The sequence below is a fragment of the Cytobacillus purgationiresistens genome (genome assembly GCF_030813235.1).
In the GTDB taxonomy this organism is placed as follows: Bacteria; Bacillota; Bacilli; order Bacillales; family Cytobacillaceae; genus Cytobacillus; species Cytobacillus purgationiresistens.
This window is the reverse complement of record NZ_JAUSUB010000012.1, coordinates 59162-84259: the sequence shown is the minus strand read 5'-3', so window position 1 is coordinate 84259 and position 25098 is coordinate 59162. Positions and strand designations below refer to the sequence as shown.

Sequence of the window (25098 nt, the reverse complement as noted above, 5' to 3'; positions counted from 1 at the left end):
ACAATTCATAACTATACATACGTTTTAGGAGTGGGACTAATGGAAAAAACATTTTTAATGGTAAAGCCTGACGGCGTTCAACGTAATTTAATTGGGGAAATTGTTTCTCGTTTTGAAAAGAAGGGTTTTCAATTAGTTGGTGGAAAATTAATGGTTATCCCTGCTGAACTTGCTCAAGAACATTATGGAGAGCATAAAGAGCGTCCTTTCTTTGGTGAATTAGTAGACTTTATTACTTCAGGTCCTGTATTTGCTATGGTATGGGAAGGCGAGAACGTGATTGCGACAGCTCGTCAAATGATGGGCGCAACAAATCCGAAAGACGCTGCACCAGGAACAATCCGAGGCGATTTCGCTGCTACAGTTGGAAAGAATATCATTCACGGATCAGATTCACCAGAAAGCGCTGAACGTGAAATCGGACTTTTCTTCAAAGAAGAAGAAGTTGTAGCATACAGCAAATTAATCAGTGAATGGATTAACTAATGATGTAAGACGCTTGTCAAGAACAAGCGTTTTTTCTTTTGAACAGAAAGAAAATATAACTTTCCTCAATATCATAGTCATTTGGCTATGGTATTTTTAATTCTATAAAGGCAAATCTTCCTTGAATGGTTAGGAGGAGAAACGGATTAGACAGATTTCAGAAAAGGAAGTCATCCGTAACTAGTGATCGATCAGTTAAGAAAGCCGTTGAAAGGGAAATTAGATCTGCGAACTAGCACCCAGGCATTGCACAACTATCAAAAAAAAAATTTAGCTGATGTTAGTAAGGTGTTAATAATACCCTGCATCAAATTTGCTTTACAAAATATGAACCATCTAGCTAAATAACCTCTCATTTATCCTTAATCAATCCTTAGAAGAACCCCGATACAATCTACAAGATTGTGAACAATTAACATATTCAGGCCATCATTTTGCGTTTTTTTCACTCATTTCTGCTAATTTTCCTTTATACTAGACAAAACCACATATAAGCAAGAAAAGGAGAATGTATCGATGTCACGGGATTATCAAGAATTCATAATCAATGTGAAAAGGAAAACAGGGATTGACCTTTCTCTATACAAGGAAGCGCAAATGAAAAGACGCCTTGAATCATTTTATGAAAAAAAGGGCTATGATACATTTCAAGCGTTTTTTTTAGCTATGAATAAAGATCCTGTTTTATTGGAGGAGTTTTTAGAGCGGATGACGATTAACGTATCTGAATTCTATCGAAATGCAAAGAGATGGGAAGTTTTAGAAAAAGAGATACTTCCAGAGCTCTTAATGAAAAAACAGCCATTGCGCATATGGAGTGCTGCCTGTTCAACGGGTGAAGAACCTTATACCATCGCAATGATTTTATCTAAGTTTCTTCCATTGTCGAAAATAAAGGTCATCGCAACAGACATTGATGAGAATGCTATCGCGAGAGCTAAATTAGGCGTTTATCCTGAACGATCATTAAATGAAGTCCCTATAGAGATAAAAAATAAGTATTTTAAGACGGAAGGAAATCTTCATTACCTTTCAAAGGAAATTAAGCAAACAGTTGAATTCCGAAAGCAGAATTTACTTTCAGATCCCTTTGATGGCAATTATGATTTGATTGTTTGCCGCAACGTTCTAATCTATTTTACAGAAGAAGCAAAAAATCATCTATACAGGAAGTTTAGTCAATCCCTTAAACAAGGGGGCTACCTCTTTGTTGGGAGCACGGAGCAAATTTTTAACCCAGCTATCTTCGAGCTGCAAAATGGTCAATCTTTTTTCTATAAAAAAGTATTTTCGAATAGTGATGAATATGTCAATTAATTGTTGGGTAATATGCTTTCAATAAAGGGATCTATCATTGGGAATCATTCCAGTTTATTGAGAAAATAATTATATGTTTTTAAAATTTTCACTTTGTTTATATGTTTTCATATGTTATATTGGTACATAATCCTTTAATGAGTTGAAGGGGGAAAGAGAATTGAGATATTTAACTTCAGGAGAATCACATGGACCGCAGCTTACTACAATTATAGAGGGGCTGCCAGCGGGGATGCCGCTGCTTGATTCAGATATTAATCATGCACTTGCCAGACGACAAAAAGGACACGGCAGGGGCAGAAGAATGCAAATTGAAAAGGATACTGTTCAGATTACAGGTGGAGTGAGACATGGTTACACTTTAGGATCACCTGTTGGACTCGTTGTTCAAAATGATGATTGGAAGCACTGGACTAAAATTATGGGCCAGGGTCCACTTGAGCAAGAGGAACTGGATGAGGTTAAAAGGAAAATTTCTCGTCCGCGACCTGGTCATGCAGATTTAAATGGTGCTTTAAAATATGGACATAGAGATATGAGAAATGTACTTGAACGTTCATCAGCAAGGGAAACGACAGTTCGCGTTGCTGCGGGAGCAGTAGCGAAAAAATTGCTATCATTATTAGGGATTGAAGTTGTAGGGCATGTTGTTGAAATCGGTGGAATCGTCTCAAATAAGCGGGAGTATAATTCGCTTGAAGAATTAAGGGATATTACAGAAGAGTCACCAGTCCGTTGTTTGGATGCAGAAGCTGCACAAAAAATGATGGATGCCATTGATGATGCGAAAAAGAATGGGGATTCAATCGGCGGAATAGTGGAAGTCGTAGTGGAAGGAATGCCTCCAGGTGTTGGAAGCTATGTCCACTATGACCGAAAGCTTGATGCTAAGCTAGCAAGCGCAATCATAAGCATAAATGCTTTTAAAGGCGTGGAATTTGGTATCGGTTTTGAAGCCGCGAAAAAGCCGGGAAGTCAAGTTCATGATGAAATTGCATGGAATGACAAGGAAGGCTATTACAGAAAAACCAATCGCCTTGGTGGGTTTGAGGGTGGAATGACTTCAGGTATGCCAATTGTGGTGAGAGGCGTTATGAAACCTATACCGACTCTTTATAAGCCGCTTGAAAGTGTGGATATTGAAACAAAGGAACCATTTACAGCAAGCATTGAGCGTTCTGATAGTTGTGCGGTGCCAGCAGCAGCAGTAGTAGCAGAACATGCCATTGCATGGGAACTTGCGACAGCCATTCTTGATCAATTCTATGCTGACAGATTTGAAGCATTGAAGGCTTCAGTTGAAGAACAAAGATCTTTTGCGAGGGATTTTTAATGCAAACGGTTAAAATTTCAACATCCTCAAAGGATTATCCGGTCTTTATAGGGAGCGGAGCCATTCATCAGTTGAATAAATTTTTATTGACAGACATGCCAGGGATTACAAACATTAGCATCATTGTCGATACAGCAGTTGCCGATCTTTATCTTGAGCATTTTCAATCTGCGCTCTCAGGCTTTGAATTATCAGTGTGCAAAGTTCCGAGTGGTGAACAAGCTAAAACCTTCGACGTATATTATGAAGTAATGAGCTTCTTATTAGCGGAAAAGCTTGATAGAAAATCATTGATTCTTGCACTTGGTGGGGGAGCTATTGGTGATTTAGCCGGTTTTGTTGCTGCCACCTATATGAGAGGCATTCGCTTCATTCAAGTGCCAACAACGATCCTGGCGCATGATAGTGCGGTCGGTGGAAAGGTTGCCATCAATCACCCAAAAGGGAAAAATATGATTGGCGCCTTCCATCAGCCCGAAGCCGTTTTTTATGATTTGGAATTTTTGGCATCCTTGCCTTTAAAAGAGAAAAGATCTGGTTTTGCTGAGGTCATCAAGCATGGCCTCATTCATGATATTTTATTCTATGCCCATTTGAGAGATCGTCTTCATTCTCTGACAGACTTATCTACTGCAGACTTGGAGGCATTTTTACAAAGAGGCATTGAAATAAAAGGAGAGTTTGTCTCTGTTGATGAAACAGAACAAGGTATTCGAGCATATTTAAATTTTGGTCACACGCTCGGGCATGCTATTGAAGCAGAAATGGGCTATGGCGGCTGGACACATGGAGAGTCCGTTGCTGTAGGCATGATATTTGCCCTTTATCTTAGTCAGAGAAAGCTGGACCTATCCTTTAATATTGATGATTTCAAGAAGTGGTTGACTCTTCTTGGTTATGAAACAACCATTCCTAAAAATGTGGATCACAAAAACCTGTTAGAGCGGATGAAGCAGGATAAGAAATCTATTGGCCAAAAGGTGAATTTTATTTTACTAAAGGAAATAGGAAACCCGGAAATACATGAAGTTTCTGATGAAGAAATCTTAGAAGAACTTGCAAGATTTTGATGTAACAAGGGGGGATAAACGTGATTCGAGGGATGAGAGGGGCTATTACTGTTAGTCAAAATGAAGAACAAGAGATTGTTGAAGCAACTGAGCTATTAGTTAGAGAGATGATTAAAGAAAATCGAATCATTCCGGATTCCGTCGCATCGGTTTTTATTTCAGTTACAGAAGATTTATCCTCTGCATTTCCTGCTAAAGCCATGCGATCCATATCTGGGTGGACATTTGTTCCTGTTATGTGCATGAGGGAAATTCCAGTTCCCTCTTCGCTCCCTAAATGTGTGAGGGTGATGATGCACGTAAATACTAGCATTCCTCAAGAGGAAGTCTGTCATATTTATTTGCGTGAAGCAGTGTCTTTGCGACCCGATTTACAACAAGAACAAGAAATGAAAACAAGATCTTAATTCTTAAGTGACGATAAGGAAAAAGAATATGGAAGTGGGGATTAGAAATGAAGTGGAAAGAGCAGCTTTTGAACTTAACACCATACCAGCCGGGAAAATCGATTGAAGAAGTGAAGAAGCAATATGGTTTAAATGAGATCATAAAATTGGCTTCTAACGAGAATCCGTTTGGCTGCTCACCGAACGCGACCGCTGCAATCAATCAGCCATCATCCTTCTTCTCTTTATATCCTGATGGTTACGCTACAAATTTACGTAATGCAGTAGCTGAAGATTTAAAAGTTGCTCCAGAACAAATCATCTTTGGCAACGGTTCGGATGAAACAATTATGATGCTATCGAGAGCACTTTTAGGGCCTGGTACAAACACAGTAATGCCTGCACCAACTTTTCCTCAATATAAGCATAATGCAATCATTGAGGGGGCTGAAGTGCGGGAAATCCCGTTAGTCGATGCACAGCATGATTTACAAGCAATGCTAGCAGCGATTGATGAAAAGACGGCGATTGTCTGGCTTTGCAGTCCCAATAATCCTACTGGTACTTATATCCCCGATCAGGATCTACGGCTTTTTATCAATCAGGTTCCTGAGGATGTATTGGTCGTGCTGGATGAGGCTTATTGTGAATATGTAACAGTGAATGACTTTCATAATTCAGTTGAGCTTGTAAAAGACTTTCCTAACGTAATTGCATTGAGGACTTTTTCAAAGATTTATGGACTTGCGAGCCTAAGGATCGGTTATGGGATTGGCCAACCTGAGCTTATCAGAGCTATGGAACCGGTGAGGGAACCTTTTAATGCCAATCGCTTTGCGCAAGTTGTGGCCATTCAGGCTTTGAATGATAAAGAATTCATAGAAACATGCCGCCAAGCCAATCAAGAGGGCTTAACCCAGTATTATCAATTTTGTGATGAAGAAGGGCTTAAGTATTTCCCTTCACAAGGCAATTTCATTCTAATTGATTTTAACGTGGACGGTAACGAAGTGTTTCAATACTTATTGGAACGTGGCTATATTGTCCGTTCTGGTAAAGTGCTTGGATTTCCAACAGGTGTGCGTGTGACGGTAGGATCTCGTGAGCAAAATGAAGGTTTAATTAAGATGATGAAACAATTCATTCGTGAGCGGGCATCTTTATCTTAGTAATTTTGCAATAAACGGAAATATGAATGATTCATAACATTTCAGAGGTTAAAAAAACCTCTGAAATTATTTTTTTATACGATAAGTAAGAAAAAATTATAAGTTAGGAAAGTGTCTAGCTCCATTGCCTGCCCCCACGGGCGGTCTAGGAAACCCTCCCAGAAACATTTCCGGGAGGCTCATCTTATGCTTGTGGGAGTGAGCAAGGCGCTAGGTGCTTTTCTTATAAGAGGGTGAAGTGTTGTGAGAGGCCGCGTATTTATTATCGGCTTAGGTCTAATCGGAGGTTCCCTGGCACTATCCATAAAAAAATTGCATCAAGACAGTGTATTGGTTGGCTATGACATTAATGACGAACAGGCAAGATTAGGTAAAATGCTCGGTGTCGTTGATGAAACCGTATCATCGATTAAGGAAGGTGCTGAAACAGCAGACCTCATATTAATTGCTGCGCCAGTAAATGAAACAGGCAGGATATTAGCTTCCTTACCAAAAATGAATCTAAAAAATAATGTCATCATTTCGGATGCAGGGAGTACTAAGAAGGAAATAGTAAAAATGGCTGCTGGATTGAAGGAAAGCGGCAATGTATTTATCGGGGGTCATCCGATGGCGGGTTCTCATAAAAGCGGCGTGCAAGCAGCAAAAGCTATCCTATTTGAGAATGCCTTCTATCTTTTAACACCAGAGGCACATATTCCTGAAGAAGCAATAGCGACATTACAGCGATGGTTAGCGGGTACGAATGCGCGTTTTATAACGGTCACACCAGATGAACATGATCATTTAACTGGTGTCATTAGTCATTTTCCTCATATCATTGCAGCCTCCCTCGTTCACCAAGCTGAAAAAAGCAGTGAGTCGCAAAAATTGATTCCAAGGCTTGCAGCGGGCGGGTTCAGAGATATTACACGGATTGCCTCAAGCAGCCCGGAAATGTGGCGTGATATTCTAATTCATAATAACGATGTGCTGCTTTCCTTGTTAGAGGATTGGCAAGTAGAAATGGAGCGAGTGAAATCGCTATTGCAAATGGCAGACAAAGACGATATTTTTTCCTATTTTTTAGGTGCGAAGCAGTTTAGAGATGAATTACCACAAAAACAAAAAGGGGCAATCCCTGCATTTTATGATTTATTTGTTGATGTTCCAGATTATCCAGGTGTGATTTCCGAAATAACAGGCTATTTAGCTAAAGAGAAAATAAGTATAACGAATATTAGCATTCGTGAGACAAGAGAAGAAATTAATGGAGTGCTTGTTATTAGCTTTCAAACGGAGGAAGATCGGGATCGGGCGATGGACTGCATTCAAAACCATACAAACTTTGACCAAACGATTGGAATGTAAGATGATAATGATAGAAACTAATTGAAGAGAAGGTGTTTATATGGAGCTTAAAAACTTACAGACTGGCTTATCCAATCTTCGGGGTGAAATATCTATACCTGGGGACAAGTCTATTTCCCATCGATCCATTATGTTCGGTGCAATTGCAGAAGGAAAAACAGTTGTTGCAAATTTTTTATTAGGCGAGGATTGTCTAAGCACGATTGAATGTTTTCGAAAGCTTGGCGTTCAAATAGAACAAAAGGATGGTGAAGTGATAGTCCATGGCAAGGGATTCGATGGCTTGATGGAGCCTTCAGACATTTTGGATGTAGGTAATTCCGGTACGACAATACGTTTAATTATGGGGATTCTTTCTGGGCGCCCCTTTCATTCAGTATTGCTTGGCGACGAATCGATAGCTAAACGGCCAATGACAAGAGTGACTAAGCCGCTAGCGCAATTTGGAGCTGTTATAAACGGCAGGAATAATGGAGAGTTTACACCGCTATCAGTAGCTGGGAGACAGCTAAAGGGAGCAGTCTATGAGCTTCCTGTTGCAAGTGCTCAAGTGAAATCGGCCCTATTGTTTGCTGGCCTTCAGGCAGAAGGGAAAACAACTATTATTGAACCGGAAAAAACGAGAGACCATACAGAAAGAATGATCCGTGCTTTCGGTGGAACGGTGAATGTAAATGAGGGATCCATCTCAATCGATGGCGGACAATCCCTAACGGCAACAGACATTTATGTTCCAGGTGATATTTCATCTGCGGCATTTTTCCTGGTTGCTGGCGCAATCATCCCAAATAGTGAAATTCACTTGAAAAATGTTGGCCTTAATTCTACAAGATCGGGCATTATCGATGTAATGTCTGCAATGGGAGCAGACTTCGACATCATCCCGACAACAACTGATGTGGATAAAGAGCCAGTAGGGGATATCATCGTAAGATCATCCTCTTTAAAGGCAACTGTTGTGTCAGGGACGATCATCCCAAGATTAATAGATGAAATCCCTATCATCGCCCTGTTAGCGACCCAAGCAGAAGGAACAACGGTGATTAAGGATGCAGAGGAACTAAAGGTAAAAGAGACAAACCGTATCGATACAGTTGTAAATGAACTGAAGAAACTAGGTGCGCAGATTGAAGCTACACCAGACGGAATGATCATAAAAGGCAAAACCAAGCTAAAAGGCGGCAGCACAGTCTCGAGTCATGGGGATCATCGTATTGGCATGATGCTCGCTATTGCTGCAGCCATATGCAGCGACAAAGTGTTGCTTGAGAAAGAAGAAGCCATATCCGTCTCATACCCGAATTTTTTCGCCCACTTAGAAAGCTTAATGTAAATCAAAATCGGTCTCCTATATTGGAGGCCGATTTTGATTTGGATGTTGGTGAGCAGGTGAAGCAATAAGGGAACGGCGAGAAAAGCGAGTGCAGCCACTAGAAACTAGCAGCCTATAGGAAATAAATAAAAACCCCAGCACTCCCAATCCAAAATCCAACCTACAACACTAAAAAAAGTTCATAAAATCTTTTTGCCCTCATAGCTTGTCATAAGACTAAAAAAAGGGTGGTTTTATGACTTATATTATAGAAAATGCAAATGTATTAAAAAATGGCATTCAGACTGTTTCCTCTTTTTTAATTGAAAACGGTCGAATTTCTTCAGTGAGAGATGCATTTCCGATGTATCGGTATATGAGAATGGATGCTTCATCCTATATCATGACTCCCTCACATGTACGGTATATTAAAGACTTTCCGATTCACCAGACGGTCAAGGAAGGAAAAGCGTTTTATATTGAAGAAATGATATTGAAAGGTTGCATGACGTTCTTAACCACAGTAGCAATTAATTATGAGCATCAGTTGCATGACGAGCTTATGAAGATGAGAACAAATTTGCTAAACTGCCCAGTTGATTATATTATTGGAGTACAAATTCCGGTTCGGTTATTAAAGCAAAGCTTTATATTGCAAAGCAAACATGAAAAGATTCCTGCCATTTTTGTTGAGATCAAAGATGTAGAAGAGCTCGAGGCGGTTCCTTGGGGATGGGTGCGTGAAGCACTTTTTCCTTACAACAGCCCTCTTATTCCTATTTTCACTGCTGAAGATCCAAAGGAGCGAATGCTGCAAAGCAAGAAATGGGTACAGTTAATGGAGGCTCATCGTCTGCCTTCTGTTAAAGAAGAGCTTGAGGATGGCTTGCCGCTCACATATAGCACCCAAGCGAAAATTGGCATTTTTCCATTCAAGTCTCATTTGCACCATGGTTTTGAACTTTCATATAATTTTTATTTAAAGAGCAGGGAAATCACAAAAATTGAAGAATTAGAGTTATATCGTTATCATAGTGAGAGGCTCATTATCTCTGTTCATAAAGGTAGAGTGATTAGAGCCGGAGATGATTTATCATTCAAACCGGGGTCTGGGGAGTATGTAATGATCAAGACACCATCATACTATCAATTAGCAGACTAGCCCTTGAAAGGATTTTATAATGGATAAAGTAAAAAAAATCATTACCTTATTAGAAAATGGTCTTCATGAAGAGGCCTTGCAGAAATATAATGAAGTACTGCTAAGCGGGACACATGAAGAGAGGTTCTTGCTGGGAGAAGAGCTCATGCAGTTTGGTTTTCTTGAAGAAGCGAAGGTCCTGTTCGAAAGACTGCTTGAATCTTATCCAGAAGAAGGAGAGCTCCTCGTTTTACTTGCTGAAACATTAATTGACTTGGGACAGGAAGAGGAAGCAATGCTTTCACTTGAGAAAATAAAAGACCAGGATGGAAGCTTTCCACAAGCACTTTTACTGCTTGCTGATTTATATCAAATGGAAGGTTTATATGAAGTCAGTGAAAAAAAACTGCTTCAAGCAAAGAAAATCCTTCCGAAAGAGCCTATCATAGATTTCGCTTTAGGCGAGCTCTTTGCCGAGCAAGGAAAGTTCTTAGAGGCGATTAGGGCATATGAATTGGTATTGAAGCAGGAGGAAGTCATTGGCGGTGTAAATATCAATCAACGGCTGGCTGAGAGCTTAAGTGCTGGAGGCGCATTTGAAGAAGCGCTCTCTTATTATGAAAAAGCGCTCGACGATAAGCTGGAGATTCATACATTATTTAGTTATGCATTTACTGCGCTGCAAGCAGGCTATAACCGTGTGGCTATTGAAAAGTTCAATGAGCTAAAGGATATTGACCCTGAATTTCATTCCCTATATATCAATTTAGCTAAAGCCTACGAACGGGAAGAAGATGTAGAAAATGCTATAAATACAGTAAAGCTGGGAATTAAGCAAGACGAGTTTAATAAAGAGCTCTACTTTTATGGCGGGAAGCTGTCACTTAAAAAAGCGGATGAGGGAATGGCTGTGGAATTACTACGAGAGGCACTTGCTATTGATCCGGAATATATGGAAGCGGCCATGTTGCTAAATAAAATATTTTTAAATCAGGAAAAATACGATGACATTATTGAAATTGTTGATATGATGAACAATTTGGATGCAGCTGAACCCCAGCTTTTATGGGATGCAGCGGTCAGCTATCAACACCTTGAAGAATATTCCCAGGCATTAAACAAATATCAGCAAGCATATACTTACTTTAAACAGCAGCCGGATTTCTTAGCCGACTATGGATATTTTCTAATGGAAGAAGGAAAAAGGAAGGAGGCTGCCGAAGTTTTTACTGAGCTCATATCAATGGAACCAAACAACGATGAATATCAGGATGTACTGCAGCGGCTTTTAGACGAAAACTAAACTAGAATTAAAACATAATCTATCATTTTCTAAAAGTCCCCTGAAAAGCTGATTAATCTATTTTAAGGCTGCATCAGAGGAGGGAATCTAATATGACGGCCCCTGTATCTGTCAATGAGAAAAAAGATTTTATTCGTTGGTTTCTTAATCATTATCAATTAAAGAGAAGAGAATGTGTCTGGATCTTAAATTATTTAATGAGTCACGACCAGCTGATGGAAAAGGTTCATTTTGTAGAACAGGCACAATATTGTCCGCGAGGCTTGATCATGTCAACCCACTGTGTTGATGAAGCGCCTTTTCGCTTTTACAAAGAAAATGTAATGACTACAGATGCGGAGAAATCCTTCCATGATATTCGCTTAAATCGTGACGAGGAGATTTTTATCCAGCTAAACTTTCATGCATCGAACAAAGCGCATCAGTATGCCGCTGTATTGGAAGAAAACCCGTTTATGCCTAAAACTCTGCGGATCAGTGAAAAGGATCGTCTCATTGCCGAAAAATTCCTTTCCGAAAGCTTAGAAAAGTTTCAAAGAGAGAAGCTCTTAAAGGAAATCGATGAGGCGCTGGATCAACTAGACAAAGAAGCCTTTACTATGTTGAGCGAAAGATTAAATCAATTACAGCAAAATTAGGAGCTTGCTTTTATAGCAGGCTTTTTGTTTGGTTATTTTTAGTGAGCCTATTCAATCTATTTGTTCAAAAAGAAAATAAATTGCCAGACTCTTTTTGAAGGACAGCGGGTATCATGGTATGATAAAAAGGAATATTTTACGTTATTGGAGTGAATAGGATGAAGTGGAATACACAGGATATTCAGTTGTTTATAAAAGAGAAAGAATATATTGATACAGTCGTTATCCCTCTCTTACCGGTTTCATTTGGAGAGGATATTAAACAAACGGTAGCAATGACTGAGTTTATTAGCTTGCTAAGCGGACAATTAGAGAAGCAATTCAAAGGTAGGTTATTAATGCTGCCGGGAATCTCTTATTTAAAGTCTGTTACTGAGGACAAGCTTATCGCTGATGTGCAGCAATGGGAAGATGAATTAAATTCTCAAGGATTTAAACATATTTTTTACATAACTTCTGATAGTGATTGGAAGACTGTAGAAGAGAAACTAAATGGCAGTCTCATTTGGATGCCTTCCATTCCGCTAGAAACAATGGATGACCAATATAAAAATTCAATTCTAGAAGATCAAGTGAAACAACTGTTGAATTTATTTGTTAAAAAGTGGCAAAACAATGATTGAAGAGTCATATTAGTCACACAGTTTCCATGATTCATTACAGGATTATATTGACCTTCAATAAAGATTGATATATCATTGGTATGTCCTAGTTTTATATTGTGTTGAACTATGTCCGTTGGACTCAACTTCATAATAGAGGGGGGAAAAGTATGAGCAAAAATCGTGTTTCAAGACGTCAATTCCTAAACTACACACTTACTGGTGTAGGCGGTTTCATGGCAGCTGGTATGTTAATGCCGATGGTGCGTTTTGCAGTCGATCCTGTCCTGCAGGCAAAAGGTGAAAGCGATTTTATCCCGACGAAACAAAAAATTGATGAAATCACAACAGAGCCTACGAGGGTTGATTACACGTTTGAGCAAGTTGATGCATGGTATACTTCAGAAGAATCTGGAACCGCATGGGTTTACAAAGATGACAAAGGCGAAATCGTTGCCTTATCACCAGTTTGTAAGCATTTAGGCTGCGTAGTTAACTGGGATTCAGATAAATCGAATCCTGATCATTTTTATTGTCCATGTCATGGAGGTCTTTATAAAAAAGACGGTATGAACGTACCAGGTACTCCACCAATTGCACCATTAGACGTATTTTCATTTAAAGAAGTAGACGGGTTCTTATATTTAGGTAAAGCAGAACCGCGCTAAGGAGGCGTAATAATTGTTCAATAAAATTTATGATTGGGTAGATGAACGTTTAGATATTACACCAATTTGGCGCGATATAGCAGACCATGAAGTACCAGAGCACGTAAATCCAGCGCATCACTTTTCTGCGTTTGTATACTGCTTCGGAGGTCTAACGTTCTTTGTTACCGTAATTCAAATTTTATCTGGTATGTTCTTAACTATGTACTATGTACCGGATATCAAAAATGCATGGGAATCAGTTTATTACTTGCAAAACCATGTAGCGTTTGGACAAATAGTCCGTGGAATGCACCACTGGGGCGCAAGCTTAGTAATTGTTATGATGTTTTTACATACTTTACGTGTATTCTTCCAGGGCGCATACAAGAAACCGCGTGAGTTAAACTGGATTGTCGGTGTTCTTATTTTCTTCGTCATGCTTGCTCTTGGGTTAACTGGATACTTGTTACCATGGGATATGAAGGCGTTATTCGCAACAAAAGTTACAATGCAGATTATTGAATCAACACCGCTTATAGGAGATTACTTAAAAATTCTTATTGCTGGTGATTCTAGCATTGTTGGTGCACAGACGATTACACGTTTCTTTGCGATTCATGTATTCTTCTTGCCAGCTGCACTATTTGCCTTAATGGCTGCCCATTTCATTATGATTCGTAAACAAGGTATTTCTGGACCATTGTAAGATGATCTCTTAGAAGAAGGAGGGGAATTGCTATATGCATCGTGGAAAAGGTATGAAATTCGTAGGAGATTCACGTGTTTCTGCTGAACAAAAAACCTTCATTCCGAAAGACTATTCGGAATATCCAGGCAAAACAGAAGCTTTCTGGCCGAACTTCCTATTAAAGGAATGGATGGTTGGTGCTGTTTTCCTTATCGGGTTTTTATGTTTAACAATTGCTCATGAGCCTCCATTAGAAAAAATTGCGGACCCAAGTGACACTGCTTATATTCCGCTGCCAGACTGGTATTTCTTATTCTTATATCAATTGCTTAAATATACTTACGCATCTGGACCATACAATGCAATTGGTGCTTTCATTATTCCAGGTTTAGTATTTGGTGCGTTGTTACTTGCTCCATTCCTAGATCGCGGACCTGAGCGAAAACCATCAAAACGTCCTTTTGCGACAGGCTTTATGCTATTGGCAATCGCAGGCGTAACATTCCTAACTTGGGAATCAGTTGCTCACCATGACTGGGAAGCGGCTGCTCAACAAGGTAAGATTGTTGCAGATGCCGAGATTGATACAGAAGCAGAAGGCTATAAGCTTATGGAAGCTAACACATGTTTGACTTGTCATGGTAATGAACTGCAGGGTGGTGCTGGTGCACCGGCACTTGTCGAAGTTGATTTAAGTCCTGAAGAAATTCATGACGTTATCGTAAACGGTAGAGGAGCTATGCCTGCGGGTATCTTTACAGGTACTGATGAAGAGCTTAACAAAGTTGTAGAATTTATTTCAAGTATTGAAAGTGAATAAAACCAAAGAAGCTGACCGCAAGTCAGCTTCTTTTTTATACGAATGCTAAACCCAGAACTTCGAAGATTATAAAATGGAATGGTGCGACCCTATCTGATATTGTTTAAATCTCGTATATTCAAGATAGATTAAGGCATTCCCCAAGCAAGAAGAATCAAAAATAATTAATATTATGGTGAGGATAAATAATGAAATGGATCTATCCCATTCTGGGAAATCGAACAGTGCTTCTCTTATTACTAATTATTAACACGGTTGGTACTGTATATGGCTACTATTGGTATAAGTGGCAGTTGATTGACACTCCGCCAATCTTTTTACCTTTTGTACCTGATAGTCCAACAGCCAGTCTTTTTTTTGTGTTTGTTTTACTTGCGTTTTTACTGGGGAAAAATTGGCCGTTATTGGAAGCGCTGGCCATCGTCACGCTGGTAAAGTATGGTGTTTGGGCAGTAGTGATGAACTTGCTTGTAATTAATGTGACAGGTGACGCTGATCCAGCTGCGTTGATGCTCATAATTTCTCATGGAGCAATGGCGGTGCAAGGGGTGCTTTATGCCCCGTTTTATCGATTGAAACTATGGCATCTTGTGGTGGCTGCTATTTGGACGCTGCATAATGATGTCATTGATTATGTATTCTTTATGATGCCTCGTTATTCAATGCTGGATGCGTATATGCCGCAGATTGGTTATTTTACGTTCTGGTTAAGCATCTTTTCAATTGCCATTACTTATTATCTTTGCTTACGGAAGAATCGATTTTCTTTAAACCTTCCTAACTAATCGCATTCGAAAGCTGTTTTATTTTCCCTGTACAAACATATATTGTACAAAGGGAGGGCGCTAGAGTGAAGAGAAGGAGAATAAGAAGGCCGTTAAAAGGCCCGCTACCGTTTAAATATGTGATGCTCATTACTTTTATTGTTTTTACCCTTCTTACCTTATCAGGTGTGCTTATAATCAATAAGAATATAGAACCGGTATTAATAGATATCGCAGAAACAAGAGCAAGGCAATTTTCTGCACAAGCAATCAATGATGCAATAGCAAAGGAAATCTCTGAAAATATAGATGTAAGAGAATTGATTATTAAGCATGGCGAAGGGGAGGAAACAAGTTATAGCACAAATCCCCAAATATATAATCGTGTGATTTCAGAAACGACACTTAGAGTTCAAGAATATTTGAACCTAGTGGAGAAGGGTGATCTCGAGGAGCTGGAAGCTTTTAAGAACGACGAATTTATTGATTTTGATGCTTCGCGGTCAGAAGGCGGAATTATTTATGCTATTCCACTTGGAATGGCAACAAAAATTACGCTCTTTTCAAACTTCGGTCCTAAAGTGCCCATACGTTTTGAATTTCTTGGCGATGTTGTTTCTAATGTTGAAACAAAGGTAATTGAGACGGGAATTAACAATACATTTATCGAGATTTACGTGAAAATAAATGTGCAAATGAAAGTAATTATTCCACTGATGGAACGTAATATTGAAGTGTCCAACTCAGTAAAAATAGGTGATTTGTTATTGCCGGGTAAAGTACCTCAGTATTATAACGGGGGCGGAAAAGGTCAAAGTGAAGTCAATCCAATCATTATTCCGGAAGGACGATGAAAAATGCCAACCTTTGTTGGCTTTTTTTATACATAATGCTCAATTTTTGCTAAATCAATAGATAGTGAAGCATCTTAATAAGATAAAAGGGGTTGATCTTACAGAAGTAAAGATAAGAATCATTGCAAATGAATGTTCTCGTTTTGTATCTGTCTTGAAAAATGGTATGGAACTGTTCTATATTTACACAATGGGAAATAAAACACCTAAAATAATATTCATGGTCTAACCTTGTCCACCCTCACATACATTTTTAATAGTAATTTGAGGGGGGACAAGTAGGTATGAAAGTTAGATTATTGGTCATTTTACTCGTATTAGCCTGTGTTTTTCCGTATATGGCGAATGCAGATAAAAATAACTCATCACTTGAAAAATTAGATCAGATTTCTGATGAAGCACTTCAAATGGTCAAGCTCCATCGATATGAGGATGCAAAAAAGCTGTTACAGTATTTCTCTGATCAATTTGTGGTTGTAACGGGGACGAATAACCTTCTCACAATGGATGAGCTTAGAGTGCTGACTGCGTCGCATAATGAAGCTGTACAAGCTGCAGCGAGCGTATCGATGAATCATGATGAACGCTTAAACAGTGTGATCAAATTCCGCTTAGTTATGGATACACTTTCTTCGTCATATCAGCCGATGTGGACTGAAATGAAAGCTCCGGTAATGTCTGTGCTTGGAAATGTCAAGGAGTCAGTACAGGCGGGGGATCGAGAGAATTTTCATGCGAATTTAAATTCCTTTTTAGCATTGTATGACATTATCTATCCAAGTTTGAAAATAGATGTTGAACCTGACCGGATGCAGCAATTAGATGCAAGGGTCACCTTTATCGATAAATATCGATCACAAGTGTTGGAGAAAGTGGAGAGTCAGGAAGAGCTTGAGTCCCTGGATTCAGACTTGCAAATGATTTTTGATGAGGTTTCGGAAGATGAAGCTGATCCTTCACTTTGGTGGGTTATTATTTCTACTGGCAGTATCATCATTCTTACATTATCTTATGTTGGCTGGAGAAAATATAAAGGAGATAAGAAAAAAGAAAAAAAGAGTGAAAGCTAAATGTTTGAACTCCCCTATGTAAACAAGGTAAAATAGGAACAAAGCTATATAAATATTTCTTTCTCATCACTTCATTCTTTAAGGGAAATGATTTGATGCAAAAGAATATTTATTTTAGAGATAGGGGGGTTTCAGATTTAATATGCAATATAGAGGGAAATACTCCCGGCTCAGTTGATTGATATCTTGCTTTTAGGCTGAGCCTATCCTAATCACTTGCAAAGTGATTAGGGCAAAATGTTATCTCTTTTGTGTCCTCGTGTATATTGAAAGCATATAGCCGATTAAGTCAATTGATAAACTTATTTTATGACAATGTATCGTGTTATATCTCAGGCCGCGTTTATAAAGCAGCAGGATTGAGCATAACAATAAAAAATCCGCTGGTGTTTTTTAATTCCCCAAATTATAAAATCCGATCAAAACAATGAATTTTGTCAGGTTGTGGTAAACACCTGTCCTAATATTCATGTGGGAGTGTGCCTGCTAGTTCTAACAGCATTATTATCTTTATGGAAGTTTAAGGAATTACTTGAATTTTCTGATATCGGGGATAATAAAGAGGGAAACTTATTTTTTTATCTTTTAGGAGGTCAATTTTTTATGACGTTTTTGATTTATTTTATCATCATCATGGCGTTGCCGATTATCATACAAATGTATTTAAAGAATACGTATAATAAGCATTTAAAGATTCCTGCTTCTTCAGGCATGACTGGTGCTCAGGCGGCCAGAAAAGTCTTGGATGAGAATGGCTTATATAATGTATCCATTGAACCGGTAAAAGGACAGTTATCCGACCATTATGATCCAAGTTCAAAGGTCGTTCGCTTATCTGAGAACAACTATTATGGTTCTTCTATCGCTGCTGTATCTGTAGCTACTCATGAAGTAGGACACGCGGTTCAGGATGCAGAGGATTATGCTTTCTTGCGCGTTCGCCATAAACTCGTTCCTGTAGCCAATGCCGGATCAAAGTTTTCTTTCTTTTTTATCCTTGCGGGCATGCTGTTTGCATCTACAAACATGCTTCTGTTAGGTATTATCTTCTTCGCAGCTGCTGTTTTATTCCAGGTTGTTACGCTGCCAGTCGAATTTAATGCCAGCTCACGTGCATTGACCTCTATGGTCGGTTCTGGATTAATTAGAAATGACGAAGAAGGCAGTGCAAAAAAAGTGCTGAATGCAGCTGCTTTAACTTATGTTGCTGCAACAGTTATTGCTATTGTTGAATTACTTCGTTTCGTTCTTATGTTTGTAGGGATGAGAAACAACGATTGATCATAATGGAAAAAGAAGACCTCTACTACAAAGGTCTTCTTTTTTATGCGTTATTTTTCAAGCGGCTTTTTATTTTCATCGAATGTAAAGCCTTCGCCTAAAACATCATGAACTTGAGTCATTGTAACGAAAGCGTGAGGATCCACTGAATTAATCAGACCCTTAAGCCTTGTTAATTCATTTTTGGCTACTACACAATATAAAACATCACGTTCTAATTTAGTAAACGAGCCTTGGCCTTTTAAGACGGTTACGCCTCTTTCCATCTCGTTCATAATCTTCGCGGAGATTTCCTCATTTTTCTCGGATATAATCATGGCTCCTCTTGCTGCGTATGCGCCTTCCTGCATAAAGTCAATGACTCTAGCACCAACAAAGACGGCAACGAGTGTATACATGGCTTCTGGGTAGCTTAGATAGAAGATAAGAGATACGATAATTACACAAGCATCAAAGACAAACATCGTTTTACCCATGCTGACACCAGCGTATTTATTGACCAGTCGTGCGATAATATCTACTCCACCTGTTGTTCCGCCAAACCTAAAGATTGTGCCTAATCCAATACCGATAAAGACCCCGGCAAATAATGCGGCTAATGTAAGGTCATCTTGGAGCGGCATATTGATTTGAAAGCGCTGAAAGATCCATAAAAAGACAGAAACGCTGACCGTTCCAATAATGGTATATATAAATGCCTTTCTTCCAAGCAACTTCCAGCCGATAAAGAAAAGTGGGATATTTAGTATTAAGTTTGTATAAGATGGGTCCCAGTCAAACAGGAAGAAGAGAAGCAGTGTAATACCAGTAAACCCGCCTTCAGATAAATTGTTCTGCATGTTGAAGTGAACAATGCCGAAGGAAAAAATAGCCGAACCTAGTAAAATAAAGATGATATTTTTAATTTTTAAACCAGATAACATAATGATCCTCCAATGCCTATTAATCACACACAGACAAGCGTATCTAATTATATAAGATAGTTCTTATAAGAGCAATAAGACGCTAAAAAAACAAGTAAGAATAGCTTTTTGAGGGGATATTATTGTAAAAACTGAATGATTTAGCTAACATGGAAGAGGATATGTACATCATTTATTTTATTTGATAGTTAAAACAAGATACTTTTTCAATAGAGGTGATACACCATGGCTGAGGAAAAATCCATGAAGGAATTGCAAAGAGAAGTAGATCAATACATAGGTCAATTTAAAGAAGGCTACTTTAGCCCGCTGGCAATGCTGGCGAGAATGACAGAAGAATTAGGTGAGCTCGCGCGTGAAGTGAATCATCATTTTGGTGAGAAGCCGAAAAAAAATAGTGAAGATGAAAAAGCGATTGAAGAGGAAATGGGAGATATGCTTTTTGTTCTTATTTGCCTTGCTAATTCATTAAATATTGATTTAACAGAGGCGCATGATGGTGTCATGCACAAATTTAATACAAGAGATAAAGATCGTTGGACTAAAATAGCAGAGGGAGAAGATCAATCATGAATACAGTCAAAATTGTCATCGCCGGACCACGCGGAAGAATGGGTAGTGAAGCAGTAAAACTTATAGAAGAAACAGAAGGATATGAGCTTGTCGCTGTATTGGATCATAAAAATGGTGGGGGAAAACTAAGTGATTTTGATGGTTTTAATGGCGTAAGTGCTCCCGTGTTTACAGAGATTTCTGGATGTTTGCAAGAGGTTAAGCCTGACGTTCTTATTGACCTGACTACACCGGAAGTAGGAATGCATCATACAAAAACTGCCCTTGAATATGGGGTACGGCCAGTAGTTGGCACAACAGGATTTTCACAAGAGAATTTACGGGAGTTAGAATCAATTTGCCATGATAAAGGGATCGGAGCAATCATCGCACCTAACTTTGCATTGGGAGCGGTACTCATGATGAAGTTTTCCCAAATGGCTGGAAAGTTCTTTGATGATGTTGAGATTATTGAATTGCATCATGATCAAAAGCTGGATGCGCCTTCAGGTACGGCCGTAAAGACAGCAGAAATGATTGCCGAAGTGAGAGAAGGTAAGAAGCAAGGACATCCGGATGAGAAAGAAACAATCGCTGGTGCAAGAGGAGCAGAATTTGATGGAATGCATATCCATTCTGTGCGTTTGCCTGGCTTAATAGCTCATCAGCAAGTAATGTTTGGTGCAAGTGGACAAACATTAACGATTCGTCATGATTCTTACAATCGTGCTTCCTTTATGTCAGGAGTTAAACTAGCAGTTGATACAGTCTTAAAAATCGATACATTAGTATACGGTTTGGAAAACATCATTGATTAATTGGGGGCTTACTGATGAATATCGCTTTAATCGCACATGATAAAAAGAAGAATGATATCGTCCGCTTTGCAACAGCCTATATTAAAACCTTGGAAGAGCATACGCTTTTTGCCACAGGGACAACCGGCTTGAGAATTGAACAGGAAACAGGTCTTCAAGTGCATCGATTTCAATCAGGTCCCTTCGGCGGTGACCAGGAAATTGGTGCAATGATTGCGAATAATAAAATGGATGTCGTTCTTTTCTTTCGAGATCCATTAACGGCTCAGCCGCATGAACCCGATATTGCTGCATTAATTCGGTTATGTGATGTTTATTCGGTCCCTCTAGCGACGAATATGGGCACAGCAGAAGTAATTATTAAAGGATTAGAACGTGGTGATCTTTCTTGGAGAAAAATCGTTCGCGGAGAAAAGGGAGAACATCATGAACTCGATTAAACTGGATATATTGGCAATTGGCGCACATGCTGATGATGTAGAGATTGGCATGGGGGGCACAATTGCAAAATATGGCTCGCAAGGAATGAAAGTCGGAATCTGTGATTTAACAGAAGCTGAATATTCTTCAAACGGAACAGTGGAGTTGCGTAAAGAGGAAGCTAAGAAGGCATCAGAAATCCTTTATGCAGAAGTGAGGGAGACATTAAACATTCCCGATAGAGGACTGTACTTAAATGAAGAGCATATACAAAAAGTTGTAGCGGTTATCAGAAAATATCAGCCTTCAGTTGTGTTTGCTCCTTACCAGGTTGACCGTCATCCTGACCATGGGAATGCTGCACGCATTGTTGAAGAAGCGGTCTTTTCGGCAGGTGTAAAAAAATACGAAGCAGTAGGCGGGTACCCGGCTCACCGTGTCTCAAATACATATTTTTACATGATTAATGGCTTTCATGAACCTGATTTCGTGATCGATGTTACCGACCATATTCAATGTAAAATAGACAGTCTGCAAGCATATAAGAGTCAATTTATTAAAACAAAAGATTCAATTGATACCCCATTGGTGAATGGATATATTGACATGATTAAAGCAAGAGAAGGATTGTTCGGGAAACAAGCTGGCGTCGAGTATGCTGAAGGATTTAAAATGAAAAAACCTATCATAATTGATAAGGATTTGTTTGGAGTATAATATGAAAGATAAATTAAAAATTGGCATCACCTGTTATCCAACCGTAGGCGGCTCTGGTGTAATCGCAACCGAATTAGGAAAAATGTTAGCGGAGAATGGACATGAAATTCATTTTATTTCTTCGAGCTTACCTTTTCGTTTAAATAAAATGTATCATAATATTTTTTATCATCAAGTAGAGGTTAATCAATATTCGGTATTCCAATATGCACCCTATGATATTGCTCTTGCAAGTAAAATGGCAGAAGTAATTAAAAGAGAAAAACTTGATTTGCTTCATGTGCATTATGCCGTACCTCACGCGATTTGTGCCATTCTGGCTAAACAAATGAGCGGGAGGGAAGTGAAAATCGTAACCACACTACATGGTACAGACATCACTGTACTAGGTTATGACTCCTCCCTTACAGATGCAATTAAGTTTGGGATTGAGCAATCGGATGCAGTGACGGCCGTTTCCAATGCATTAATAACGCAGACATATGATTTAATAAAGCCGGATAAAACAATTCTGCCCGTCTATAATTTCATTGATGAGCGTGTTTATAATAAGAAGGATTCTTCTTATCTGAAAAAAGAGTTTGGAATAGGTGAGGATGAGAAGGTAGTCATTCATGTATCTAACTTCCGAGGCGTCAAAAGGGTGCCGGATGTTGTAAGAGCTTTTGGGCATATTTCATCAAAAACCGATGCAAGGCTTTTATTAGTGGGTGATGGCCCTCTGATGAATGAGGTCAGCAAACTTGTAGACGATTTATCTCTAAGTGGACGGGTGCTGTTTCTTGGGAAGCAGGATAATGTGGAGGAATTATATTCAATCAGTGACCTCATGCTCCTGCTATCAGAGAAAGAAAGCTTTGGCCTAGTGGCACTGGAAGCAATGGCTTGTGGTGTACCTTGTATTGGCACAAATATAGGAGGAATTCCGGAGGTCATTTCAGACGGGAGAAACGGATTCATCTGTCAACTCGGTGATATTGAAGGGATAGCTGAAAAAGCGCTTGAGCTTTTAACTGATGAAGCGCTTCATCGTTCATTCTCGCGAGCATCTCTAGCAACAGTCTCAAACTCTTTTAGTGCTGAAAAAATTGTCTCTCAATATGAAGAGATTTATAATCAATTATTAAGTGGTGAAGATCAATGAATATGACTTTTCAAAAAGCGACGCCTATCTTGCAGAACCTTGAACAAGCAGGCTATGAAGCCTATTTTGTTGGGGGATCGGTTCGGGACTCCATTCTTGGCAAAGACATAGCAGATATTGATATTGCAACCTCAGCCACACCAGAAGAAATAAAAACGATCTTTGATAGGACAATTGATGTAGGCATCGAGCACGGGACCATTATTGTGTTATATGAAGGGGTGCCCTATGAGGTAACGACCTTCAGGACAGAGTCCGAATATGTTGATTATAGACGGCCGTCAGAGGTTCAGTTCATTAGAAGTCTTGACGAAGATTTACAGCGAAGAGACTTCACAATGAATGCAATTGCGCTAAATAAAGACGGTCGTTTTATTGACCCGTATGGCGGGGTTCAAGCGATTAAAGATAAAATCATTCAAACAGTAGGTAAAGCGGAGGAACGCTTTACAGAAGATGCGTTGCGCATGATGAGGGCATTGAGATTCCATAGTCAACTGCAATTTGAAATTGAGATTCATACATATGAGGCTTTAAAAACAAAAGGCAGCTTATTAACTCATATTGCTGTTGAGCGAAAACTTGCGGAGTTCAATAAGCTGCTAATTGGTAGAAATCGAAAAAGGGCATTGAAATGCTTAACAGAAACAGGTTTATATTTATACTTGCCAGACCTTTCTTCGAGACTGGATCAATTGTTAAAGCTTGAAAAATATGATTATACAGAGCTGTCATTGGAAGAGATGTGGGTTTTGCTCTTACAGGTTTTTGAAATGACGGAAGATGGAAGGAAAGCATTTTTGAGAAGCTGGAGACTTCCTGGCAAGAAGGCGAAATATATCAATCAATTATCAGAATGGTTAGAATACAGATTAACAGCTAAGTTTAATCATATATCCTTATATCAAGCTGGTGAACAAGCAGCAATAAGTGCAAATAGGCTTTATGAAGTGATTACCGGTCAAAAGAGTGATCAGCAAGCATATGAGCTGACTGCAGCCTATGGGCAGCTGCCAATTACAGATAGAAGTCATTTAAATGTATCAGGAAATGACTTAATACACTGGTTTAACCTGCCTGCAGGCCCTTGGATAAAAGAGGAGCTTGATAGAGTGGAAAAAGCAGTTGTTACCAGGGAAATAGAGAATACAAAACATGCGATAAGGGAGTGGCTTTTATAATGCAATCAGAATTGAGAAAAAAGCTGCTGGATGCTTTTACTAATAATAAAGACGAATATTTATCAGGACAAGCCATTGCCGATTTACTTGGATGCTCAAGAACTGCAGTATGGAAGCATATGGAGAACTTGAGAAAAGAGGGATTTGAACTCGAGGCAGTCAGACGAAAAGGCTACAGAATCATAAGCACTGCTGAGAAAGTTACTGCCGATGAAATCAGATTCGGTCTAAAAACAAAAACGCTGGGCAAGCATATTTATTATGAAGAAACGGTCGATTCGACACAAAAGATAGCCCATCGCCTTTCGAATGAAGAGGCGGTAGAAGGAACCATTGTTGTTGCTGAAGAGCAGTCCTCAGGAAGAGGAAGGATGGATCGCAAATGGTATGCTCCAAAATATACAGGAGTGTGGCTGAGTATCATATTACGCCCAAACCTTCCTCCACACAAGGCACCCCAGCTGACATTAATCGCAGCTGTTGCAGTGGTTCAGGCAATAGAGGAAGTAACGGGCTTGCAGCCGGAAATTAAATGGCCTAATGATGTACTCTTAAATGGCAAGAAGATTACGGGCATTCTGACTGAAATGCAGTCTGATGCTGATCGGATTGTTTCCATCATTATGGGAATCGGTATCAATGTGAATCAGAAACCTGAAGATTACCCGAACGAGCTGAAGGAAGTTGCAACCTCACTTTCGATTGAAAAAGGGGAAAAGGTATCAAGAGCTGAATTGATTCAGGTGCTTCTGCTTAAACTGGAAAACCTTTATACTATATATCTGGAAAAAGGGTTTTATCCTATAAAATTATTATGGGAAGGCTATGCGATCAGCATTGGTAAAAACATAATTGCCAGAACTTTGACTGGATCAATTGAAGGGAAAGCACTGGGGATCAAGGACGATGGTGTATTAATCATTGAAGACCAATCTGGGAAGACCCACCATGTTTATTCCGCAGATATAGAAATTAACAGTTAATAATAAACGGTAAGAGAGAATTTCCTCTAGTCAAAGGATTCATATATTTGCTATACTTTTCTTGGGCAGTATCATGAAAGAACTGCACCTGTAAAGAAATGAATAATAAAACAGATATCTGCCTAG

27 protein-coding genes are annotated in these 25098 nt (G+C 39.2%); 26 read left to right on the top strand and 1 reads right to left on the bottom strand.

Annotated elements, in window-relative coordinates:
- Positions 1–39 precede the first annotated feature (39 nt).
- From ndk to J2S17_RS14345, 19 genes are all read left to right on the top strand, one after another.
- A complete protein-coding gene (ndk, locus tag J2S17_RS14435; protein WP_307476009.1) occupies positions 40–486 on the top strand; it encodes a nucleoside-diphosphate kinase in 447 nt (148 codons plus the stop codon).
- Positions 487–1002: 516 nt separating this feature from the next.
- Complete coding sequence (locus tag J2S17_RS14430; RefSeq protein WP_307476007.1) at positions 1003–1803, top strand: CheR family methyltransferase; 801 nt, start codon at positions 1003–1005, stop codon at positions 1801–1803.
- 160 nt (positions 1804–1963) lie between these two features.
- Positions 1964–3136, top strand: coding sequence for a chorismate synthase (gene aroC / locus J2S17_RS14425; RefSeq protein WP_307476005.1), 1173 nt, complete (start codon positions 1964–1966; stop codon positions 3134–3136).
- Complete coding sequence (gene aroB / locus J2S17_RS14420) at positions 3136–4206, top strand: 3-dehydroquinate synthase (protein ID WP_307476002.1); 1071 nt, start codon at positions 3136–3138, stop codon at positions 4204–4206. The genes aroC and aroB overlap by 1 nt, the downstream gene beginning before the upstream one ends.
- Before the next feature lie 20 nt (positions 4207–4226).
- Positions 4227–4613 carry a chorismate mutase gene (aroH, locus tag J2S17_RS14415; RefSeq protein WP_307476000.1) on the top strand — a complete coding sequence of 129 codons (387 nt, stop codon included), beginning with the start codon at positions 4227–4229 and terminating at the stop codon, positions 4611–4613.
- A gap of 47 nt (positions 4614–4660) precedes the next feature.
- Positions 4661–5761: a histidinol-phosphate transaminase gene (hisC, locus tag J2S17_RS14410; protein ID WP_307475998.1), complete on the top strand. Its 1101-nt coding sequence runs from the start codon at positions 4661–4663 to the stop codon at positions 5759–5761.
- A 243-nt stretch (positions 5762–6004) separates the two neighbouring features.
- Positions 6005–7111, top strand: coding sequence for a prephenate dehydrogenase (locus tag J2S17_RS14405; RefSeq protein WP_307475996.1), 1107 nt, complete (start codon positions 6005–6007; stop codon positions 7109–7111).
- A gap of 40 nt (positions 7112–7151) precedes the next feature.
- Complete coding sequence (aroA, locus tag J2S17_RS14400) at positions 7152–8444, top strand: 3-phosphoshikimate 1-carboxyvinyltransferase (protein WP_307475994.1); 1293 nt, start codon at positions 7152–7154, stop codon at positions 8442–8444.
- A 235-nt stretch (positions 8445–8679) separates the two neighbouring features.
- Positions 8680–9585: a hypothetical protein gene (locus J2S17_RS14395; RefSeq protein WP_307475992.1), complete on the top strand. Its 906-nt coding sequence runs from the start codon at positions 8680–8682 to the stop codon at positions 9583–9585.
- A gap of 19 nt (positions 9586–9604) precedes the next feature.
- On the top strand, positions 9605–10867 hold the full coding sequence (locus J2S17_RS14390; RefSeq protein ID WP_307475991.1) for a tetratricopeptide repeat protein: 1263 nt from the start codon (positions 9605–9607) through the stop codon (positions 10865–10867).
- Between the two features lie 92 nt (positions 10868–10959).
- Positions 10960–11505 (top strand): ReoY family proteolytic degradation factor, encoded by a 546-nt coding sequence (locus J2S17_RS14385; RefSeq protein WP_307475989.1) that lies wholly within the window; start codon positions 10960–10962, stop codon positions 11503–11505.
- A 158-nt stretch (positions 11506–11663) separates the two neighbouring features.
- Positions 11664–12128, top strand: coding sequence for a YpiF family protein (locus tag J2S17_RS14380; RefSeq protein WP_307475987.1), 465 nt, complete (start codon positions 11664–11666; stop codon positions 12126–12128).
- 149 nt (positions 12129–12277) lie between these two features.
- The gene (locus tag J2S17_RS14375) at positions 12278–12775 is read left to right on the top strand and encodes a Rieske (2Fe-2S) protein (RefSeq protein ID WP_307475985.1); all 498 of its coding nucleotides are present in this window, start codon (positions 12278–12280) and stop codon (positions 12773–12775) included.
- Between the two features lie 13 nt (positions 12776–12788).
- On the top strand, positions 12789–13463 hold the full coding sequence (gene qcrB, locus J2S17_RS14370; protein WP_307475982.1) for a menaquinol-cytochrome c reductase cytochrome b subunit: 675 nt from the start codon (positions 12789–12791) through the stop codon (positions 13461–13463).
- Positions 13464–13497: 34 nt separating this feature from the next.
- Positions 13498–14265 (top strand): menaquinol-cytochrome c reductase cytochrome b/c subunit, encoded by a 768-nt coding sequence (locus J2S17_RS14365; RefSeq protein ID WP_307475980.1) that lies wholly within the window; start codon positions 13498–13500, stop codon positions 14263–14265.
- Between the two features lie 188 nt (positions 14266–14453).
- On the top strand, positions 14454–15050 hold the full coding sequence (lhaT, locus tag J2S17_RS14360) for a lipoprotein heptaprenylglyceryl N-acetyltransferase LhaT (protein WP_307475978.1): 597 nt from the start codon (positions 14454–14456) through the stop codon (positions 15048–15050).
- 65 nt (positions 15051–15115) lie between these two features.
- On the top strand, positions 15116–15883 hold the full coding sequence (yunB, locus tag J2S17_RS14355) for a sporulation protein YunB (RefSeq protein ID WP_307475976.1): 768 nt from the start codon (positions 15116–15118) through the stop codon (positions 15881–15883).
- A 284-nt stretch (positions 15884–16167) separates the two neighbouring features.
- The gene (ypjB, locus tag J2S17_RS14350; protein ID WP_307475975.1) at positions 16168–16953 is read left to right on the top strand and encodes a sporulation protein YpjB; all 786 of its coding nucleotides are present in this window, start codon (positions 16168–16170) and stop codon (positions 16951–16953) included.
- Positions 16954–17556: 603 nt separating this feature from the next.
- Entirely contained in the window at positions 17557–18234 is a 678-nt protein-coding gene (locus J2S17_RS14345; protein ID WP_307475973.1) for a zinc metallopeptidase, read from the top strand.
- A 50-nt stretch (positions 18235–18284) separates the two neighbouring features.
- Here J2S17_RS14345 and J2S17_RS14340 read toward each other — a convergent pair whose 3' ends face one another.
- Positions 18285–19157 (bottom strand): YitT family protein, encoded by an 873-nt coding sequence (locus tag J2S17_RS14340; RefSeq protein ID WP_307475971.1) that lies wholly within the window; start codon positions 19155–19157, stop codon positions 18285–18287.
- 225 nt (positions 19158–19382) lie between these two features.
- On the opposite strand from J2S17_RS14340, the gene J2S17_RS14335 reads away from it, so the two are divergent.
- The 7 genes from J2S17_RS14335 to J2S17_RS14305 are packed head-to-tail and all read left to right on the top strand — an operon-like array spanning position 19383 to position 24972.
- A complete protein-coding gene (locus J2S17_RS14335) occupies positions 19383–19730 on the top strand; it encodes a nucleotide pyrophosphohydrolase (protein ID WP_307475969.1) in 348 nt (115 codons plus the stop codon).
- Positions 19727–20527 carry a 4-hydroxy-tetrahydrodipicolinate reductase gene (dapB, locus tag J2S17_RS14330; RefSeq protein WP_307475968.1) on the top strand — a complete coding sequence of 267 codons (801 nt, stop codon included), beginning with the start codon at positions 19727–19729 and terminating at the stop codon, positions 20525–20527. The genes J2S17_RS14335 and dapB overlap by 4 nt, the downstream gene beginning before the upstream one ends.
- A 14-nt stretch (positions 20528–20541) precedes the next feature.
- The gene (mgsA, locus tag J2S17_RS14325) at positions 20542–20967 is read left to right on the top strand and encodes a methylglyoxal synthase (protein ID WP_307475966.1); all 426 of its coding nucleotides are present in this window, start codon (positions 20542–20544) and stop codon (positions 20965–20967) included.
- Positions 20954–21664 carry a bacillithiol biosynthesis deacetylase BshB1 gene (gene bshB1, locus J2S17_RS14320; RefSeq protein WP_307475964.1) on the top strand — a complete coding sequence of 237 codons (711 nt, stop codon included), beginning with the start codon at positions 20954–20956 and terminating at the stop codon, positions 21662–21664. Before mgsA ends, bshB1 begins: the two co-directional genes overlap by 14 nt.
- A gap of 1 nt (position 21665) precedes the next feature.
- Positions 21666–22808 carry an N-acetyl-alpha-D-glucosaminyl L-malate synthase BshA gene (gene bshA, locus J2S17_RS14315; RefSeq protein ID WP_307475962.1) on the top strand — a complete coding sequence of 381 codons (1143 nt, stop codon included), beginning with the start codon at positions 21666–21668 and terminating at the stop codon, positions 22806–22808.
- Positions 22805–23989 carry a CCA tRNA nucleotidyltransferase gene (locus tag J2S17_RS14310; protein WP_307475960.1) on the top strand — a complete coding sequence of 395 codons (1185 nt, stop codon included), beginning with the start codon at positions 22805–22807 and terminating at the stop codon, positions 23987–23989. Before bshA ends, J2S17_RS14310 begins: the two co-directional genes overlap by 4 nt.
- Positions 23989–24972 (top strand): biotin--[acetyl-CoA-carboxylase] ligase, encoded by a 984-nt coding sequence (locus J2S17_RS14305; protein WP_307475958.1) that lies wholly within the window; start codon positions 23989–23991, stop codon positions 24970–24972. Before J2S17_RS14310 ends, J2S17_RS14305 begins: the two co-directional genes overlap by 1 nt.
- Positions 24973–25098: the final 126 nt, after the last annotated feature.

Excerpts from the sequence above, each read along its gene's own strand:
- ndk (WP_307476009.1), top strand. The coding sequence starts at position 40 with ATGGAAAAAACATTTTTAATGGTAAAGCCTGACGGCGTTCAACGTAAT.
- J2S17_RS14430 (WP_307476007.1), top strand. The coding sequence starts at position 1,003 with ATGTCACGGGATTATCAAGAATTCATAATCAATGTGAAAAGGAAAACA.
- aroB (WP_307476002.1), top strand. The coding sequence starts at position 3,136 with ATGCAAACGGTTAAAATTTCAACATCCTCAAAGGATTATCCGGTCTTT.
- hisC (WP_307475998.1), top strand. The coding sequence starts at position 4,661 with ATGAAGTGGAAAGAGCAGCTTTTGAACTTAACACCATACCAGCCGGGA.
- aroA (WP_307475994.1), top strand. The coding sequence starts at position 7,152 with ATGGAGCTTAAAAACTTACAGACTGGCTTATCCAATCTTCGGGGTGAA.
- J2S17_RS14395 (WP_307475992.1), top strand. The coding sequence starts at position 8,680 with ATGACTTATATTATAGAAAATGCAAATGTATTAAAAAATGGCATTCAG.
- J2S17_RS14390 (WP_307475991.1), top strand. The coding sequence starts at position 9,605 with ATGGATAAAGTAAAAAAAATCATTACCTTATTAGAAAATGGTCTTCAT.
- J2S17_RS14385 (WP_307475989.1), top strand. The coding sequence starts at position 10,960 with ATGACGGCCCCTGTATCTGTCAATGAGAAAAAAGATTTTATTCGTTGG.
- J2S17_RS14380 (WP_307475987.1), top strand. The coding sequence starts at position 11,664 with ATGAAGTGGAATACACAGGATATTCAGTTGTTTATAAAAGAGAAAGAA.
- J2S17_RS14375 (WP_307475985.1), top strand. The coding sequence starts at position 12,278 with ATGAGCAAAAATCGTGTTTCAAGACGTCAATTCCTAAACTACACACTT.
- J2S17_RS14365 (WP_307475980.1), top strand. The coding sequence starts at position 13,498 with ATGCATCGTGGAAAAGGTATGAAATTCGTAGGAGATTCACGTGTTTCT.
- lhaT (WP_307475978.1), top strand. The coding sequence starts at position 14,454 with ATGAAATGGATCTATCCCATTCTGGGAAATCGAACAGTGCTTCTCTTA.
- ypjB (WP_307475975.1), top strand. The coding sequence starts at position 16,168 with ATGAAAGTTAGATTATTGGTCATTTTACTCGTATTAGCCTGTGTTTTT.
- J2S17_RS14345 (WP_307475973.1), top strand. The coding sequence starts at position 17,557 with ATGACGTTTTTGATTTATTTTATCATCATCATGGCGTTGCCGATTATC.
- J2S17_RS14340 (WP_307475971.1), bottom strand. The coding sequence starts at position 19,157 with ATGTTATCTGGTTTAAAAATTAAAAATATCATCTTTATTTTACTAGGT.
- J2S17_RS14335 (WP_307475969.1), top strand. The coding sequence starts at position 19,383 with ATGGCTGAGGAAAAATCCATGAAGGAATTGCAAAGAGAAGTAGATCAA.
- dapB (WP_307475968.1), top strand. The coding sequence starts at position 19,727 with ATGAATACAGTCAAAATTGTCATCGCCGGACCACGCGGAAGAATGGGT.
- mgsA (WP_307475966.1), top strand. The coding sequence starts at position 20,542 with ATGAATATCGCTTTAATCGCACATGATAAAAAGAAGAATGATATCGTC.
- bshB1 (WP_307475964.1), top strand. The coding sequence starts at position 20,954 with ATGAACTCGATTAAACTGGATATATTGGCAATTGGCGCACATGCTGAT.
- bshA (WP_307475962.1), top strand. The coding sequence starts at position 21,666 with ATGAAAGATAAATTAAAAATTGGCATCACCTGTTATCCAACCGTAGGC.
- J2S17_RS14310 (WP_307475960.1), top strand. The coding sequence starts at position 22,805 with ATGAATATGACTTTTCAAAAAGCGACGCCTATCTTGCAGAACCTTGAA.
- J2S17_RS14305 (WP_307475958.1), top strand. The coding sequence starts at position 23,989 with ATGCAATCAGAATTGAGAAAAAAGCTGCTGGATGCTTTTACTAATAAT.